We start from the raw sequence: 15,584 nt of genomic DNA on the forward strand, positions 1-15,584 counted from the left end.
ATGACGCAATATCATGTTTCCGCGCAGGCGGCGAAGACGAATGGCGCCGGCAGCGAGGCCGACCCGTTTCTGACCATCGGCCAAGCGGCGGCCATCGCCCGAGCCGGCGATGAGGTGATTGTGCATGCCGGCACCTATCGGGAATCCGTCGACCCCCGATTCGGCGGCGAGAGCGCCACGAACCGCATCGTCTACCGTGCGGCCGCGGGCGAACCGCGCCCGGTAATCACCGGCTCCGAACGTATCGACACATGGCAGCCCGAAGGCGATGGTATGTGGAAAGCCGTAATTCCGAACACATTCTTCAACGGATACAACCCGTACGTGGAAACCGTATTCGGCGATTGGACCGTATATCCGGACCCAAAGGCCGAGGTACGCCACCTGGGCGATGTGTATCTGAATGGCAAATCCTTCTACGAAGTCGTCTCGCTGGACAAGGTGCGCAACCCACAGCGTTGGGATACCGGCCGTGACGCCGCCACCGATTCCATCGTGCCTCTGATTGATCCGGATGCCACCGTGAACGTGTGGTGCTGTGCGGTCGATGATGAGGCCACAACCATTTGGGCCAATTTCCATGAAGCCGATCCGAATGCGGAACTTACCGAAATCAACGTGCGCGAGACCTGTTTCTACCCGAGCCGCCCGTTCGTCAATTACATTACGGTCTCCGGCTTTGAAATGGCGCAGGCGGCCTGCCCCTACACGCCGCCGACTGCCGATCAGGTCGGGCTGGTGGGCCCGCATTGGTCCCGCGGGTGGATTATCGAGAACAATCGCATTCATGACGCAAAATGTTCGGCGATCTCGCTGGGCAAGGAGATCTCCACCGGCGACAACGAATCGACGCGCACTCATCGCAAGTCCGGGTACCAATACCAAAAAGAGGCCGTCTACAAGGCGCTGCATGCCGGTTGGGAGAAAGGCGTAGTCGGCGGGCACGTGGTGCGCGGCAACGTAATCTACGACTGCGGCCAGAATGGTGTGGTTGGTCATATGGGCTGCGCCTTCTCTCTGATTGAAGGCAACCACATATACCACATCGGCACCAAACGCGAGTTCTTCGGCTGGGAAGTGGCCGCCATTAAAATGCACGCAGCCGTCGACGCGGTGGTGCGCGGCAACCGGGTGCATGATTCGGTGCTGGGCATGTGGCTTGATTGGCAGGCGCAGGGCACCGTGGTGGATTCGAACGTGTTCTACCGCAACACGCGAGATGTGATGACCGAGGTGACCCACGGGCCGATTACGTTTATGAACAACGTGTTTGCCTCTGAGTTCAGTTTCGACGACTATGCGCAAGGCGCGGCGTTCGTCAACAATCTGTTCGCCGGTCGCATTCGTCACACCGCCGTCTTGGACCGATCCACGCCATACCATTTCCCGCACGTCACCGATGTGGCCGGCGAGGCATTCGTCTACGGTGGCGATGATCGGTACATCAACAACCTGTTCTTGGCTGTGGGCGATTCCGCCAAACCGTTGCGTACCGCGGATGCCGCCGGTGCGGCCGGTATGGCGGAAGCCGGAACCGCGTTCTTTGACGGCTATCCGTGCTCGCTTGCGGAGTATGAACAGCTGATTGAAGAGGCCGGCCTTGGCGATGAGGAGTTGTATCGCAGCGTGAAGCAGCCGGTATTGCTGGCTTCGAACGCCTATGTTTCGGGCGCGAAGGCCGCTTCCGGCGAAGCCGAGGCCGTGGTGAGTGATGACGGCTCTTCGTTGGCGTTGCGCGAAACCGATGATGAGCTATGGATGACCGTCTCGTTGCCCGAACCGATTCGGTCGGCGACTGGACCGGTGATCTCCACTGCTGATCTTGGCCAACCGCGTATTGTCGAGGAATATTTCGAGAATCCCGATGGTTCGCCGATTGTTGTGGACCGGGATATCACCGGTGCTGCGCGCGGTGCATGCTCGGCCCGAGGCCCGTTGGCGGAATATGACGATAGGGAAGTACTTATCTGGTCGAAATGACGGAATCTGCGGTTTACGGTTTGCAGCGCGACATCATGATCTGGTTGCTGGCCTGTTGAATGGCCTTGGCGGGGTCAATCTGCCAGTGTTTGGCAGGTTGGCTTCGCTGAGGGGTGTTGTGTGGGGTCGTTTTGCCAGTGTTTGGCAGGTCGGCCCCGCTGAGAGGTGCTGTTGGAGCCGGGCCGCCAATGTTTGGCAAATCAGCCCTTTTCGGTTTGCATTGGTAACAAATTTGATATATGGTTAAATCAACGAACTAAATATTGTAAGTCCATGCGTACCTACGCAACGTCAATGGAGATACTGCTATGCGCGCACATCGTATTTTGCTGCTCTCGCTCTGCCTGTTGGCCGTGGCCTATGCCGTCCTGCTGTTTGTTGCGCCGGCCGCCGCGCCAATCGGCATCGCACTGACCGCCGCCGGTCTGGTGCTGGTTTCGACACGCTATGCGTGGCGTGCCAAGTTCCTCGCGTTATTCAACGAAGCGTGATTGATGCATCACGGTGATTGACTGGTTCGGTTCGTCCTAGGACTCCCATGCAATTCCCGGCCAATTCGCCTGTCGCATTATGTATCGTGCGGTTATATGGAGTCATGGCTGCAAGGCCTGACAATTGAATCTTCATCCTCTCTTCTCCTTTGAAGCCCGGCCCGCCGCTGGGCTTTTTCTTTGGTCGGCATGTCGGGGCAGTGACTGGTATTTTTGTGACCGATCTCATGGCTTCAGTTTCGGCGTGTCGTTATTTCCGACGAATCGTATCGATAAAATTCATGTTTCGTATGGTCTATAAAAATGCCGGAAAATCAGCGTTGTTACCGCTCACATTTAGTTAATCGAATGAATCAAGTATGCCATAATCCGCTCAGTTGTGGGGAAAATAGGCGATATCAAATTGTTAAATCAAAAAACTAATGGTATATTTTTATGCAGGTTCGGCAAGGGTTGCCTGACCAAAAGGAAGAGGAAACAAGTTCCTATCAATGTCGAAAGGAATTCCCATGAATAAGTGGACCAAGGTGCTCGGTGTGGTTGCTGCAACCGCCATGCTCATCCCGCTGGCCGCCTGTGGCGGTAGCCGTGGCACGACCACTGCCGGTGGCAACGGCGGTAGCACCGTCAAGGTCGGTATTTCGATGCCTGAGCAGATGCTCGAGCGTTGGAAGATCGATGGCGAGAACCTGAAGAAGCAGCTTGAAGGCTACGGCTACGACGTCACCCTGCAGTATGCAGATGGCAAGACCGATCTGCAGACCTCCCAGATTCAGAACATGGCCAACAACGGCATGAACTACGTAGTCATCGCCTCCATCGACGGCACTGCGACCGGAGCTGCTGCCGAGCAGGTCGCCTCCAACGGCGGCAAGGTCATTGCCTACGACCGTCTGATCATGAACACCGACGCCGTTGACTACTACGCCACCTTCTCCTTGGAGGATGTCGGCAAGATGCAGGGCGAGTACATCGAGCAGAAGCTCGGTCTGAAGGATGGCAAGAAGGGCCCGTTCAACGTCGAACTCATGGCCGGTTCCCCGACCGATAACAATGCAGGCTACTACTTCAAGGGCGCTTGGGACGTGCTCGGACCGTACTTCAAGTCCGGCGTGCTGCAGTCCAAGTCCGGCAAGGTTCCTTCCTCTGCTGATGATTGGCAGTCCATCGGTATCGATAACTGGGATCGTCAGAAGGCCCAGAACGAGATGGAGAACCGCATCAACTCCTTCTACAACGATGGCACCAAGCTTGACGCCGTGCTCGCCCAGAACGACGCCGAGGCAACCGGTACCTACAACACCGTAGAGGCCGCTGGCTGGGACTACTACCCGATCATCACCGGTCAGGACGCCGAGAAGGCCAACGTGCAGGCCATCGTGCAGGGCAAGCAGTCCATGACCGTCTACAAGGACACCCGCGAGCTGGCCAAGGCCACCGCCGAAATGATCAAGGACATGGTCGATGGCAAGAATCCGAAGGCTCCTGACACCTTCAACAACGGCACTAAGGATGTTCCGTCCCAGCTGCTGACCCCGGTCACCGTGGACAAGGACAACCTCAAGGAAATCCTCGTCGACGGCGGCTACATCTCCGCCAAGGATGCTGGCCTGTGATCCGCAGGATCGCTGATTCGATTCATCCAACGGCCTAACGGCTAACAGATAAGGGGGGCGCCGCGCTGCGTGGTTGCGGTACGGCGCCTTCATCATGCACAGGGACATTACTATCGGAGGAGGTAACTGTGGCTACGAACGGTGACGTGATTCTTGAGATGCGTCATATCGTGAAGCGTTTCGGCCCGGTCACCGCGTTGAACGATGTGAATATCATGGTCAAGAGGGGCCAGATATTCTCGATCTGCGGTGAGAACGGTGCGGGCAAGTCGACTTTGATGAACGTGTTGTCGGGTGTGTACCCGTACGGCACGTACGAGGGCGACATCGTGTACAACGGCGAGACCTGCAAGTTCAGGACGATTCGCGATTCCGAGGAGAAGGGCATCGTGATCATCCACCAGGAGCTTGCGCTGGTGCCGTACATGTCGATCCAGGAGAACATCTTCCTGGGCAATCAGAAGAAAAAGGGCATCGCGATCGATGCCGACGAGCAGCGCCGCATCGCGTACGACGTGATGAGGAAGGTCGGTCTGGACGAGAACCCGGACACCCTGATCTCGAACATCGGTGTCGGCAAGCAGCAGCTGGTCGAGATCGCGAAGGCTTTGACCAAGAACGTGAAGCTGCTGATTCTGGATGAACCGACCGCCGCACTGAACGACGAGGATTCGAGGAACCTGCTCGACCTGATCGACGGGCTTCGCCGCGAGCAGGGCATCACCGCGATCATCATTTCGCACAAGCTCAACGAGATCGCCTATTCCGCGGACGCGGTGCAGGTCATCCGCGATGGTCATACCATCAGCCACATCGACATCGACGCGGCCCACCCGCTGGACCAGGATGTGCTGATCCGCGACATGGTGGGCCGTCCGTTGACCAACCGCTACCCGGTGCACACCTCCAGGATCGGCAAGGAGATGTTCCGCATCGAGGACTGGAGGATGCGCCACCCGCTCGACGAGGCGCGTCTGGTCTCCAAGGACGTGAGCATCAACGTGCGTGCCGGCGAGATCGTCGGTCTGGCCGGCCTTATCGGCGCGGGCCGCACCGAGACCGCAATGAGCGTGTTCGGCCGTCAATACGGCACCAACGCGTCCGGCAAGATCTTCGTGGAAGGCAAGGAAGTCAAGTTCCCGACCGTGCGTTCCGCCATCGACCACGGCGTGGCCTACGCGACCGAAGACCGCAAGGTGTACGGCCTGAACCTCATGAAGACGATTCGCGAGAACACGTCCCTGGCCAGTCTGAAGGAACTGTCGAACAGGCTGGGCGTGGTGGACGAGACCCGTGAGAAGCGGACGGCCGAGAAGTACCGCAAGGAGTTCCGCACCAAGGCGCCGACCATCGAGATGCCTGCCGGCAACCTGTCCGGCGGCAACCAGCAGAAGGTCGTACTGGCCAAGTGGATGGCCACCGACCCGAAGGTCCTGATCCTGGACGAGCCGACCCGAGGCATCGACGTGGGCGCGAAGTACGACATCTACGAGATCATCGACCAGCTGGCCGACTCGGGTTCCGCGGTGGTCGTGATCAGCTCCGAACTGCCCGAGCTGCTGGGCATCTGCGACCGCATCTACACGATGAGCAACGGCGTGATCACCGGCAACTTCGACGCCAGGAAGACCAGCCAGGAGGAGCTCATGCGCTACATGACCTCCGCCGTCCCGCTGCCCAAGGAGCAGGCCTTCGCCTGACCCGTTCGTTGAAGAACGTTAGTTTTTGAAAGGATAGTTTCCGAAATGTCTACCGCAACCGTAACCCCCGCAGCCAAGAAGGGCGGGGACGAACAGAGCCTCAAGACCCTGCTGTTGGGCAACATGCGTTCCTACGGCATCTACCTGGCCCTCGTGCTGGTGATCGTCGTCTTCCAGATCCTGACGGGCGGGCGCCTGCTGAACCCGAACAACGTGGTCGCCCTGTTCCAGCAGAACGCGTACGTGCTCGTGGCCGCCATCGGCATGCTGATGATCATCATCGCCACCCACATCGACCTGTCCGTGGGCTCCGTGGTCGCCTTCATCGGCGGCGTGGGCGCCCTGGCCATGAAGCACGGGGTCCCGTGGTGGGCCGCGATCCTCCTGATGATCGCGATCGGCCTGGCCATCGGCGCGTGGCACGGCTTCTGGGTCGCCTACGTCGGCGTGCCCGGCTTCGTGACCACCCTGGGCGGCATGCTCATCTTCCGAGGCCTGGCGACCGTGGTCGCCGGCGAGTCCATCCCGGTGTCCAACGCCTCGTTCCGCGCCATCTCCAAGGACTACATCCCCACCATCTTCGTCGGGCCGTTCGCCCTGACCGCCCTGATCGTCGGTCTGGCCGCCATCGTGCTCGTGGTCTGGAGCCAATTGTCCAAGCGCGCCAAGGCCGTCAGGAACGGCCTGCCCGCCCAGCCGATGAGCTTCGTCATCTTGAAGTGCGTGGTCGCGACCATCGCCATCGGCTACGTGACCTACCTGCTTGCCATGTCCGGCAACGCCACCCAGGGTGGCGTCCCGATCGTGCTCGTCATCATCGGCGTGCTCGTGTGCGTCTACTACTTCGTCCTCAACCGCATGGTCTTCGGCCGCAACGTGTACGCCGTGGGCGGCAACCGCAAGGCCGCCATCCTCTCGGGCATCGACACCAGGAAGGTCGACTTCGAGATCTTCCTGAACATGGGCTTCCTGGTCTCCGTCGCCTCGATCATCACCCTGTCCCGCCTGGCCTCCGCCTCCGCCCAGACCGGTATGGAGTTCGAGATGGACGCCATCGCGGCCTGCTTCATCGGCGGCACGGCCGTCACCGGCGGCATCGGCACCATCCCCGGCGCCATGGTCGGCGCCCTGATCATGGGCGTGCTCAACCAGGGCCTGTCCATCATGGGCGTGGACGCCGCCTGGGTCAAGACCATCAAGGGCCTCGTCGTCATCGCCGCCGTCGCCTACGACCTACTCTCCAAGAAAAAGAAGGGCTGAGCCAAACTCGGCCTCCGGGCCCGCCCGGTGGCCACGGGGATGGGAACCTGGGTTCCATTCCTCCTCCGAAAGGGACGCTGTTGCATGCAGCGTCCCTTTTCCGTTTGTCGCGATGGATGATGGGGATCCCGGTGTACGTTCTTCACGAAATCAGCCCTGACTTGGGGTGTATTTCGACAATATGATTCGGCGATGTGCCTCAGCGGATATGTGCGGCCAATGAAAAAGCGGGATACCGATGTCGATATCCCGCTTTCAGTGAATAGGTAAAGCAGAGCTTACTTCTTCTTGGCTTTCTTAACGCGCTTGGGCTTTGCCGCCGGCTTCTTGGGCTCGAAGAACGGCCACTTGTTGAGGGCCCAAGTGTGCAGGGCGGGGATTTTCGCCACGGCGAAACCGATGACCAGGCCGATAACGATGGCCCAAGTTTCCATGTCGCGGTTCAGGAGCAGCAATCCGATGAACACCAACGCAATGATGAAGCTCATCATCTGCGATGCCTTTGACTGCTTGGCGGTCACCAAGTCGGCCTTCAACGGAATAAGCCCTAGGAACATGCCGCAGGGCACGCAGATGATGGCCAATACCACACTGAGAATGATTGACAAGGTTGTTGCGTCCATAATGTTCTGATGTTCCTTTGGTGAAGTGATGAATTCGGATGAAGTGATTATTGATTGCGGCTGTGCCGAGGCGACTTATGTGTTGATGACTTATTTGTTGGTGGTGTCGCCGGAGGCAGCGCTGCCATCAGATTTGGTGCTCTCGTCGGATTCGGCGCTCTCATCGGCATTATCGTTATCATCTTCGTCATCCTTGCCGGGCTGACGCCACCACAGGATTAGTGCGTTGACTGCACAGTAGACGGCTGCGATACCGATGCACACCAGGAAAATGATGTTCGAGGTGCTGATCATCGTGCCGTCGGCCATTGCTTCTTTGGCAGATTGCCATATCCAAATCACGCATGCGACGGCGGTCAGGGCGTACAGCATCATACGGGAGCGGTCGTTCATAGAAGAATCTCCAGACTTGTTCAAACGACTTGATTATAGCCGTATTTGTGGATTGCGAGGGGAAATGAAAAAGCCGCCATGTGTGCTTCGGCGAGGAGCGCGGCATGGAAAGCGGCTCTTCGCGATGCACGCCATGGCGGCATTGGTCGGGAATCGTTATTCAGTTGTTATCTCATGGATTGTGGGCAGCGTATCAGCCGCGAGCCTTGGCATACGCCTCGTACACGGCTTCGGTGGGCTCTCCGGTCTCCACGCCCTCGATGGTGAGCTGCCAGGTCGGAGGTTCGGCCTCGCCGGACAGCACCCAGGCGGCCTGACGGGCGGCGCCGATGGCCACGTATTCGTCGGTGGCCGGGCGAGTCACATCCATGCCAAGTATCGAGGGAGCCAGCGTGCGGATCGCCACGGACTTCGCGCCGCCACCAATCAGCAGGATACGGTTGATCTCGGCGCCCAGCGAACGAATCAGCTCGAGGCAGTCGCGCTGAGAGCATAGCAGGCCTTCGACGAACGCACGGGCCAGATTCTCCTTGGTCGTGTTGTGCAGGGTCAGACCGGTCAGCGAGGCGGTGGCGTCAGGGCGGTTCGGCGTGCGCTCGCCGTCGAAGTACGGTACCAGGGTGATGCCGCCGGCACCCGGCTCGGCCTTGAAGGCCAATTCGGCCAGCTCGTCGTAATCCACGCCAAGGGCGGCGCGGCCGGCGTCCAGAATGCGCGAACCGTTGATCGTGCAGGCGAGCGGCAGATAATGACCGGTGCAGTCGGCGAAGCCGGAAATGGCGCCGGTCAGATCGTACACCGGGTTTTCGGCGATGGCCGCGGCCACGCCGGAGGTGCCGAGTGACACGGACACATCGCCCACGGCCATGCCGAGGCCCAGCGAGGCCATGGCGTTATCGCCGCCGCCGGGGCCGATGATGCAGCCGCCTTCAACATCCTTGCCGGCAATGGTAGGGTCGGCCTTGACCGCGGCGGCCTCACGAGGGCCCAGCACGGTGGGCAGCACAATGGCGTCGGCATGGGCCTTGGCGGCTTCCTCGCCCTCGGCGGGGGCCAGCACCATGGCGATAAGATCGCGGCGGTACTCGTCGTGTGCGGCATCGTAGTAAATGGTGCCGGAAGCGTCGGAGCGGTCGGTGAACAAGGCCTCGAGATGAGCGTCCTCGCCCTCGGCCACCGGGCCGTAGCCGGCGATGCGCCAGCTCAGCCAATCGTGCGGCAGGCAGACGGCGGCGATCTTCTTGGCGTTTTCGGGCTCGTTCTCGGCCACCCACGCCACCTTGGTCAGCGTGTAGGAGGCAACGGGGGAGGAGCCGACGGCCTTGACCCAGCGCTGTTTACCGCGGGCGGTCACGTCATCCGGTTCGTCGCCCTCGGCCGGAGCTGCACCGAGCTTGTCGATCAGGGCGGCGGCCTGCGGGGCGGAACTGGTGTCATTCCAGAGCATCGCATCGCGAATCACGTTGCCCTGCTTGTCGAGAATGACCATGCCATGCTGCTGGCCGCCAACCGCGAGGGCCGCGACATCGTCAAGCCCGCCGGCCTGCTCGGCGGCCTTGGTGAAGGCCTCCCACCAGAATTCCGGGTTGACCGAGGTGCCATCCGGGTGCTTGGCCTGCCCGAACCGAACCTGTTCGCCGGTGGCGGCGTCCGTAATGCGGACCTTTGTTGATTGAGTTGACGTATCTACGCCGGCAACCAGTACTCTCGTCATGCATTCCTCCTCGATGAGGGTCGCGCTTGCAAGTTTCGGCGCGCCACAACCAATAAGTTAGACGATTAAACTATACTGTATTGCAGTGTATGATTGCAAACGGAAACACGCGAGGGTGCGTATCTGGTTCAATCGTTTGACGCACAATATCATTGTGCGATAGACGGATGTGAGCGCCTGTGCGGCGTTCGAGACTAGGGGTGCAAGGAGGGAGGAGCCTATGGCAAGTCTACGCAGGATCAATCAGGAGGATCTGCGCAACCATAATTTGTCGGTGGTTCTCGACACTTTGTTGCGCGCGGAGAAACCCATAAGCAGGGCCGACCTGGCCAAGGAAACGGGCCTGACCAAGGCCACGCTTTCGCTGTTGGCCTCGATGCTTATCGATAGTGGCGTGGTGCAGGAAGGCGAGCCGGTCGTCTCCACCACATATGGGCGGCCCAGCACGCCGCTGGAGATTCATGGCGGGTCCATCGCCGGCATCGGCCTGCAGATCAACACCGATGGCTACGGTTGCCTGGCGCTCGATCTGAACGGCGACACTCTCGGTCAGGAGTGGGTGAGTGAGGATATGACCGGCACTGACCCGTACGAGATCTTCGCCAAGCTCGATGCGATGACCTTCCCGTTGGAAAGCCGACTCAAACGACGTGGCTGCAAAGTGGTGGGAGCCGGGCTTGCGCTGCCGGGCATCGTCACCGACGACATGTGGCTGTTGGTGGCCCGCAATCTGGGTTGGGAAAACGTCAACCTCACCCGGTTCAACGTGGTACGCCGGCTGGATGTGGTGGCCGGTAACGAAGCGAAGATGGCCGCCATCGCTCAGATTCCGGGGTATGCCACCGAACGTGCGTCCTTCCTGAATGTGGTGGATCGCACGGATTCCTTTATTTACCTGTCTACCGATATCGGCATCGGCGGCGCGGTGGTGCGTGACGGCGAAGTGGCGATGGGCTCGCACGGATTCGCCGGCGAGATCGGCCATCTGTCCGTGGCGATGGATGGGCCGTTGTGCAGCTGCGGGCGCCACGGGTGCCTTGAGGCGTTTGCGGGCCGTCGCGCTTTGGTCGAGGCTGCCGGCATTGCCGAAGATGGGGATGCCACCAGCAGCGAGGCCATCGATACGTTCCTCCAGCGTTGGCGCGCCGGGGATTCGGATGTGGCCAAAGTGGTCGATCGGGCCGCCGATGCGCTGGTTTCCGCCATCGCTTCCGCCGTGAATCTGGTGGACGTCGATACGGTGCTGTTGGGCGGACTGTGGACGCACTTCGGCGACGAGCTGGCCACCGTGCTTGAAGGCCGGCTGCGTTCGGAAATTCTGGGATACCCGAATGCGAGAATCCGCGTGTTTGTGCCGCCGATGGCGCTGCATCCCTCGCTATATGGCGCGGCCGAAATGGGCTTGCGGCGGTTCATCGAGAACCCGTTGGGGTACATGGGGGAGAAGTAGCACCGGGAGATGCTGCTTGTTGCTGGCGGGTGCATGGCATGGGTGCATGGCGCGCGCCGGCGTTAGCGGGCTCATGCTACACTTTGGTAGGTTGGCTGTTTTGCGCAGCGAACGTGGGGCCGTAGCTCAGTCGGTTAGAGCATGCGACTCATAATCGCCCGGTCCAGGGTTCAAGCCCCTGCGGCCCCACTCTTTTGCGTCGTCTCCTGCGGCGGCGCAGCGCGTCTTCACGTCCAGATAGGCGCGTACAATCCCTTAGGTTCCGGTTCACGTCTTGCCATAGGGGCATGACGACCCGGGTCCCCCGAATCCATAGGAGACGTAAAATGCAGCAGGGTATCCATCCTGATTACCACCCCGTTGAGGTGACGTGCTCGTGCGGCAACACCTTCGTGACCCGCACCGCTGGCAAGGAAGATCACATGTTCGTTGACGTGTGCTCTCAGTGCCACCCGTTCTACACCGGCAAGCAGAAGATTCTCGACACCGGTGGCCGCGTTGCTCGCTTCGAGAAGCGCTACGGCAAGAAGAGCAAGTAGCATACTTCACGCCAGTCCGATTCGATTCGGCATGCTCCGGCATACCCGATCGAGGACTGGCGTTTTTGTATTCTTTGACAAGTTGTGTTGCAGCATTGACCTGCGCAATCGAATAATCGAACAGAACAGCACCATACAGAAGAAAGTGTGTTATGGCAGACGAACAGTTCCCGGCGGCGGCAACCGCGCTTGAGGAGTACCAGTCCATCGAAGAGCAGATGGCGAGCCCCGAAGTCGTGTCCAACCCGGACAAGCTGCGCAAGCTGGGCCGTCGTCACGCCGAACTGGGTGCCATCGTGGGCGCCTACAAAACCTGGTTGCAGGTGAAGGACGATCTGGCAGCCGCTCAGGAGATGGCCGGCGAAGACGCCGACTTCGCCGAGGAAGCCAAGCGTCTTGAGGCCGAACTGCCCGGTGTCGAAGAGAAGCTGCGCACCGCGCTGATCCCGCGTGACCCGGATGATGCGCGCGACACCATCATGGAAATCAAGGCTGGCACCGGCGGCGAAGAAGCCGCACTGTTCGCCGGCGACCTGCTGCGCATGTACACCCGTTACGCCGAGAAGCGTGGCTGGAGCGTGAACGTGCAGTCCGAGAACACCACCGAGCTCGGCGGCGTCAAGGACGTGCAGATTGCCATCCGCGCCAAGGGCACGCCCGCTCCCGAAGACGGCGTGTGGGCTTCGATGAAATACGAGGGCGGCGTACACCGTGTGCAGCGCATCCCCGTCACCGAATCGCAGGGCCGTATCCAGACTTCCGCCGCGGGCGTCATCGTGTTCCCCGAGGCCGACGAGGATGACGACGAGATTGAGATCGATCCGAAAGACCTGAAAATCGACATCTTCATGAGCTCCGGCCCCGGCGGCCAGTCCGTGAACACCACGTATTCCGCCGTGCGCATGACCCACCTACCCACCGGCATCACAGTGAACATGCAGGATGAGAAGTCGCAGATTCAGAACCGTGCCGCCGCGTTGCGCGTGCTGAAGTCCCGCCTGCTGGCCATGAAGCATGAGCAGGAGGCCGCCGAGGCCGCCGACATGCGTCACTCGCAGGTACGTTCGCTTGATCGCTCCGAGCGAATCCGCACATACAACTTCCCGGAAAACCGTATCGTCGACCATCGCACGAATTACAAGGCCTACAACCTTGACGCCGTGCTCGACGGCGACCTGCAGGCCGTCATCGATTCCGACATCCAAGCCGACGAAGCCGACCGTCTGGCCAACCAGCAGTGATAGTAGCGTGAGCGGGTTTGGCCGGTAGATACAATGCTCGACACACTCTAGGCCGTTCGGTCAAGCCTACGGTCGAGCATCGCATTTACCGGCCAAACCCTTACATTATGTGATAATTAAGGCACCGGAAGATAGGGATGTGATGGCTGCTGCCGATGTGATTCGTGATGCCGCCGTGCAATTGCGTGAGGCTGGTATTGAGACGCCTGAGCATGATGCCAAACTGCTCCTTGCCGAGGCGGCAGGTGTTGAGTTGCGCGATGTCGACAAAGCTCTGTTGATGGGGGAGGAGCTTGGCACAGCCGAACGGTTTGCCCGCTTCCAATCCATGCTTGCCCGCCGTGCCAAGCGCGAGCCGTTGCAATACATCACCGGTCATGCGCCGTTCCGCTATCTCGACCTGAAGGTCGGCCCTGGCGTGTTCATTCCGCGTCCGGAAACCGAAACCGTGGTGCAGGCCGGTCTTGACTGGCTGACAAGAAACGGCATGATCCATCCTCGTGTGGTCGATCTGTGCGCCGGCTCCGGCGCGATTGGGCTGTCCGTTGTCAGCGAGGTTCCCGGCAGCCAGGTGTGGGCGGTGGAGCTGTCGCCGAACACCGCCGAATGGACGCGAAGGAATCTGTCGGAAACCGCGAAAAAGTACCCATCCATCGCCTCCAATTACCAACTGGAAGTCGCCGACGCCACGTCACTGGCCACGCTGGCGCAACTCGACGGCACCATCGACATCGTCATCACCAACCCGCCCTACGTGCCGCAAACCGACATTTCCGAACAGCCGGAAGTACGCGACTGGGACCCTGAACTGGCCCTGTACGGCGGTTCGGCGGACGGCACGCTCATCCCTGAGCGCATTATCGAACGCGCGTACCGACTGCTCAAGCCTGGCGGCGTATTGGTCATGGAGCATGATCTCACTCAAGGTGAGCGTCTGGTGGCCTATGCCAAGGCCATCGGATTTACCGCGGCCCACACCGGCAAGGATTGGACCGGCCGGGATCGCTATCTGTTCGCGGTTTCCTGATATTTTCTAAAAATTTCAGGCTTTTCCTGTCTTTTTTCCGCGTTTTCCCGGAATCTTCTTCTCATTTTCCGCAATTACGCCGTCTCATAATAAGAGCAGGTTATTGCGGCTTCAAAGTCGGTCTGGGTATAACAGTCCGCGATGAACATCGAATGATTGAGAGAGACGTAAGATGACGGCCACGAGCCGCGATGCGATTCCGTTGTATGTGGATGGACGTCTCACGCGCATATCCCGCGCGACGATTGAGTTGAACGATGTTGAAATACCAAGGAAGAAGGAAGAGGATGAACGTGAAGTTTTCCACTAAGTTCATTGCGGCCAGTACGGCCGCGGTAATGGCGCTGTCCCTTGCGGGCTGCTCCGGCGGTAGCATGGATGATTCCTCCAGCTCCAACGCCAAGGCCTCCGGCGACTCCATCACCATCGGCACCGTGACCACCAACTCCGGTACCGCCGCCGCTTACGGCGAGGCCGAGGTCAAGGGCTTCGAGCTGGCCGTGTCCGAGATCAACGCCAAGGGCGGCATCAACGGCAAGAAGGTCAAGCTCGAGTCCATGGACGATAAGGGCGATGCCACCGAGGCTTCCAATGCCTTCAACAAGCTGTCCGGCGACAACAATGTGCTCGCCGTGGCAGGTCCGACCATCTCCGCAACCACTGCCGCCGTGGCTCCGCTGGCCGATCAGGCCAAGTTGGTCACCATCGCCCCGGCCGCTACCTCCGACTCCATCGAAACAGGCAACTACCTGTTCCGCACGTGCTTCAAGGACTCCTACCAGGGTGAGGTGGCCGCTCGTTTCGCTGCCGAGAACCTGAAGGTCAAGAAGGTCGCCGTACTGTACGGCACCGGTGACCCGTACTCCTCCGGCGTGGGCGAGGCCTTCGCCAAGGCCGCCGAGAAGCTTGGCCTCGAAGTGGTGGACAAGGAGAGCTCCTCTTCCGCTGACGATACCGAGTACTCCGCCCAGCTGCAGAAGATTCAGGCTTCCGGCGCCGAGCTGCTCTACGCGCCGTACTACTACTCCGTGGCTGGCCCGTACATCATTCCGCAGGCTCGCTCCGTGGGCTTCGAAGGCTACGTGATGGGCCCTGACGGCTACGATGGCCTCAAGCTCACCGGTGACAAGTCTCAGTACAACAAGACCTACTACACCACCCACTACTCCGCCGACGACAACACCAACACCAAGGTGCAGGACTTCATCAAGTCCTACAAGGAGAAGAACAACGCCGAGCCAAACACCTTCGCCGCTCTGGGTTACGACACCATCTACATGCTCAAGCAGGCCATAGAGAAGGCCGGCAAGAACGCCACTCGTGAGGATGTGCGCAACGCCGTGACCGGCATGAACTTCGACGGTGTGACCGGCAAGTTCACGATGGACAAGTCCGGTTCCCCGACCAAGTCCGTCATCGTGCTGGAAATGAAGGACGGCAAGCCGGTGTACAACACCACCGTGCAGCCCAAGTGAATTCCATGAATTATCGCCGCATGATTCCGATGTCATAACATGATGTCCGCATGAACAGGAGAGTGGCCGGTTCGC

Annotated in this window: 13 protein-coding genes and 1 tRNA gene; 11 read left to right on the forward strand and 3 right to left on the reverse strand. The window is 59.9% G+C overall.

Annotation, left to right across the window (positions count from 1 at the left end; all coding sequences use genetic code 11):
- From MMB48_RS03060 to mmsB, 5 genes are all read left to right on the forward strand, one after another.
- On the forward strand, nucleotides 1–1,980 hold the full coding sequence (locus tag MMB48_RS03060) for a right-handed parallel beta-helix repeat-containing protein (RefSeq protein WP_032744000.1): 1,980 nt from the start codon (nucleotides 1–3) through the stop codon (nucleotides 1,978–1,980).
- A 308-nt stretch (nucleotides 1,981–2,288) separates the two neighbouring features.
- Nucleotides 2,289–2,471 carry a hypothetical protein gene (locus MMB48_RS03065; RefSeq protein WP_032743998.1) on the forward strand — a complete coding sequence of 61 codons (183 nt, stop codon included), beginning with the start codon at nucleotides 2,289–2,291 and terminating at the stop codon, nucleotides 2,469–2,471.
- Nucleotides 2,472–2,980: 509 nt separating this feature from the next.
- Nucleotides 2,981–4,087 carry a sugar-binding protein gene (locus MMB48_RS03070; RefSeq protein WP_032743997.1) on the forward strand — a complete coding sequence of 369 codons (1,107 nt, stop codon included), beginning with the start codon at nucleotides 2,981–2,983 and terminating at the stop codon, nucleotides 4,085–4,087.
- 158 nt (nucleotides 4,088–4,245) lie between these two features.
- A complete protein-coding gene (locus tag MMB48_RS03075; protein ID WP_179960186.1) occupies nucleotides 4,246–5,787 on the forward strand; it encodes a sugar ABC transporter ATP-binding protein in 1,542 nt (513 codons plus the stop codon).
- 45 nt (nucleotides 5,788–5,832) lie between these two features.
- Entirely contained in the window at nucleotides 5,833–7,047 is a 1,215-nt protein-coding gene (gene mmsB, locus MMB48_RS03080; protein ID WP_032743993.1) for a multiple monosaccharide ABC transporter permease, read from the forward strand.
- Between the two features lie 278 nt (nucleotides 7,048–7,325).
- On the opposite strand, the gene MMB48_RS03085 is transcribed toward mmsB, so the two are convergent.
- The 3 genes from MMB48_RS03085 to MMB48_RS03095 all read right to left on the reverse strand — a co-directional run bounded on the left by MMB48_RS03085 (nucleotide 7,326) and on the right by MMB48_RS03095 (nucleotide 9,777).
- Nucleotides 7,326–7,670, reverse strand: coding sequence for a hypothetical protein (locus MMB48_RS03085; protein WP_032743992.1), 345 nt, complete (start codon nucleotides 7,668–7,670; stop codon nucleotides 7,326–7,328).
- A 90-nt stretch (nucleotides 7,671–7,760) separates the two neighbouring features.
- Entirely contained in the window at nucleotides 7,761–8,063 is a 303-nt protein-coding gene (locus tag MMB48_RS03090) for a hypothetical protein (protein ID WP_032743991.1), read from the reverse strand.
- 193 nt (nucleotides 8,064–8,256) lie between these two features.
- Nucleotides 8,257–9,777 carry a xylulokinase gene (locus MMB48_RS03095; protein WP_032743989.1) on the reverse strand — a complete coding sequence of 507 codons (1,521 nt, stop codon included), beginning with the start codon at nucleotides 9,775–9,777 and terminating at the stop codon, nucleotides 8,257–8,259.
- 220 nt (nucleotides 9,778–9,997) lie between these two features.
- Here MMB48_RS03095 and MMB48_RS03100 point away from each other — a divergent pair, with 220 nt between their 5' ends.
- From MMB48_RS03100 to MMB48_RS03125, 6 genes are all read left to right on the forward strand, one after another.
- Nucleotides 9,998–11,227: an ROK family protein gene (locus MMB48_RS03100; protein ID WP_032743988.1), complete on the forward strand. Its 1,230-nt coding sequence runs from the start codon at nucleotides 9,998–10,000 to the stop codon at nucleotides 11,225–11,227.
- Nucleotides 11,228–11,342: 115 nt separating this feature from the next.
- A tRNA-Ile gene (locus tag MMB48_RS03105) sits at nucleotides 11,343–11,416 on the forward strand.
- Nucleotides 11,417–11,553: 137 nt separating this feature from the next.
- Nucleotides 11,554–11,766, forward strand: a complete 213-nt coding sequence (gene rpmE / locus MMB48_RS03110; RefSeq protein WP_003830110.1) for a 50S ribosomal protein L31 — start codon at nucleotides 11,554–11,556, stop codon at nucleotides 11,764–11,766.
- Nucleotides 11,767–11,918: 152 nt separating this feature from the next.
- The gene (gene prfA / locus MMB48_RS03115) at nucleotides 11,919–13,007 is read left to right on the forward strand and encodes a peptide chain release factor 1 (RefSeq protein ID WP_012576978.1); all 1,089 of its coding nucleotides are present in this window, start codon (nucleotides 11,919–11,921) and stop codon (nucleotides 13,005–13,007) included.
- Nucleotides 13,008–13,149: 142 nt separating this feature from the next.
- Nucleotides 13,150–14,034, forward strand: coding sequence for a peptide chain release factor N(5)-glutamine methyltransferase (gene prmC, locus MMB48_RS03120; RefSeq protein WP_032743987.1), 885 nt, complete (start codon nucleotides 13,150–13,152; stop codon nucleotides 14,032–14,034).
- A gap of 287 nt (nucleotides 14,035–14,321) precedes the next feature.
- Nucleotides 14,322–15,509 (forward strand): ABC transporter substrate-binding protein, encoded by a 1,188-nt coding sequence (locus tag MMB48_RS03125; RefSeq protein WP_032743986.1) that lies wholly within the window; start codon nucleotides 14,322–14,324, stop codon nucleotides 15,507–15,509.
- The last annotated feature ends 75 nt before the right edge of the window (nucleotides 15,510–15,584 follow it).

It is taken from the genome of Bifidobacterium sp. FKU, from assembly GCF_026016385.1.
Taxonomy (GTDB): domain Bacteria; phylum Actinomycetota; class Actinomycetes; order Actinomycetales; family Bifidobacteriaceae; genus Bifidobacterium; species Bifidobacterium infantis.

What these genes read in the sequence shown, in the direction of transcription:
- MMB48_RS03100 (WP_032743988.1), top strand. Translation starts at nt 9,998, where the DNA reads ATGGCAAGTCTACGCAGGATCAATCAGGAGGATCTGCGCAACCATAAT.
- MMB48_RS03075 (WP_179960186.1), top strand. Translation starts at nt 4,246, where the DNA reads ATGCGTCATATCGTGAAGCGTTTCGGCCCGGTCACCGCGTTGAACGAT.
- MMB48_RS03065 (WP_032743998.1), top strand. Translation starts at nt 2,289, where the DNA reads ATGCGCGCACATCGTATTTTGCTGCTCTCGCTCTGCCTGTTGGCCGTG.
- MMB48_RS03090 (WP_032743991.1), bottom strand. Translation starts at nt 8,063, where the DNA reads ATGAACGACCGCTCCCGTATGATGCTGTACGCCCTGACCGCCGTCGCA.
- MMB48_RS03070 (WP_032743997.1), top strand. Translation starts at nt 2,981, where the DNA reads ATGAATAAGTGGACCAAGGTGCTCGGTGTGGTTGCTGCAACCGCCATG.
- MMB48_RS03085 (WP_032743992.1), bottom strand. Translation starts at nt 7,670, where the DNA reads ATGGACGCAACAACCTTGTCAATCATTCTCAGTGTGGTATTGGCCATC.
- MMB48_RS03125 (WP_032743986.1), top strand. Translation starts at nt 14,322, where the DNA reads ATGAACGTGAAGTTTTCCACTAAGTTCATTGCGGCCAGTACGGCCGCG.
- MMB48_RS03095 (WP_032743989.1), bottom strand. Translation starts at nt 9,777, where the DNA reads ATGACGAGAGTACTGGTTGCCGGCGTAGATACGTCAACTCAATCAACA.
- MMB48_RS03060 (WP_032744000.1), top strand. Translation starts at nt 1, where the DNA reads ATGACGCAATATCATGTTTCCGCGCAGGCGGCGAAGACGAATGGCGCC.
- mmsB (WP_032743993.1), top strand. Translation starts at nt 5,833, where the DNA reads ATGTCTACCGCAACCGTAACCCCCGCAGCCAAGAAGGGCGGGGACGAA.
- prmC (WP_032743987.1), top strand. Translation starts at nt 13,150, where the DNA reads ATGGCTGCTGCCGATGTGATTCGTGATGCCGCCGTGCAATTGCGTGAG.
- rpmE (WP_003830110.1), top strand. Translation starts at nt 11,554, where the DNA reads ATGCAGCAGGGTATCCATCCTGATTACCACCCCGTTGAGGTGACGTGC.
- prfA (WP_012576978.1), top strand. Translation starts at nt 11,919, where the DNA reads ATGGCAGACGAACAGTTCCCGGCGGCGGCAACCGCGCTTGAGGAGTAC.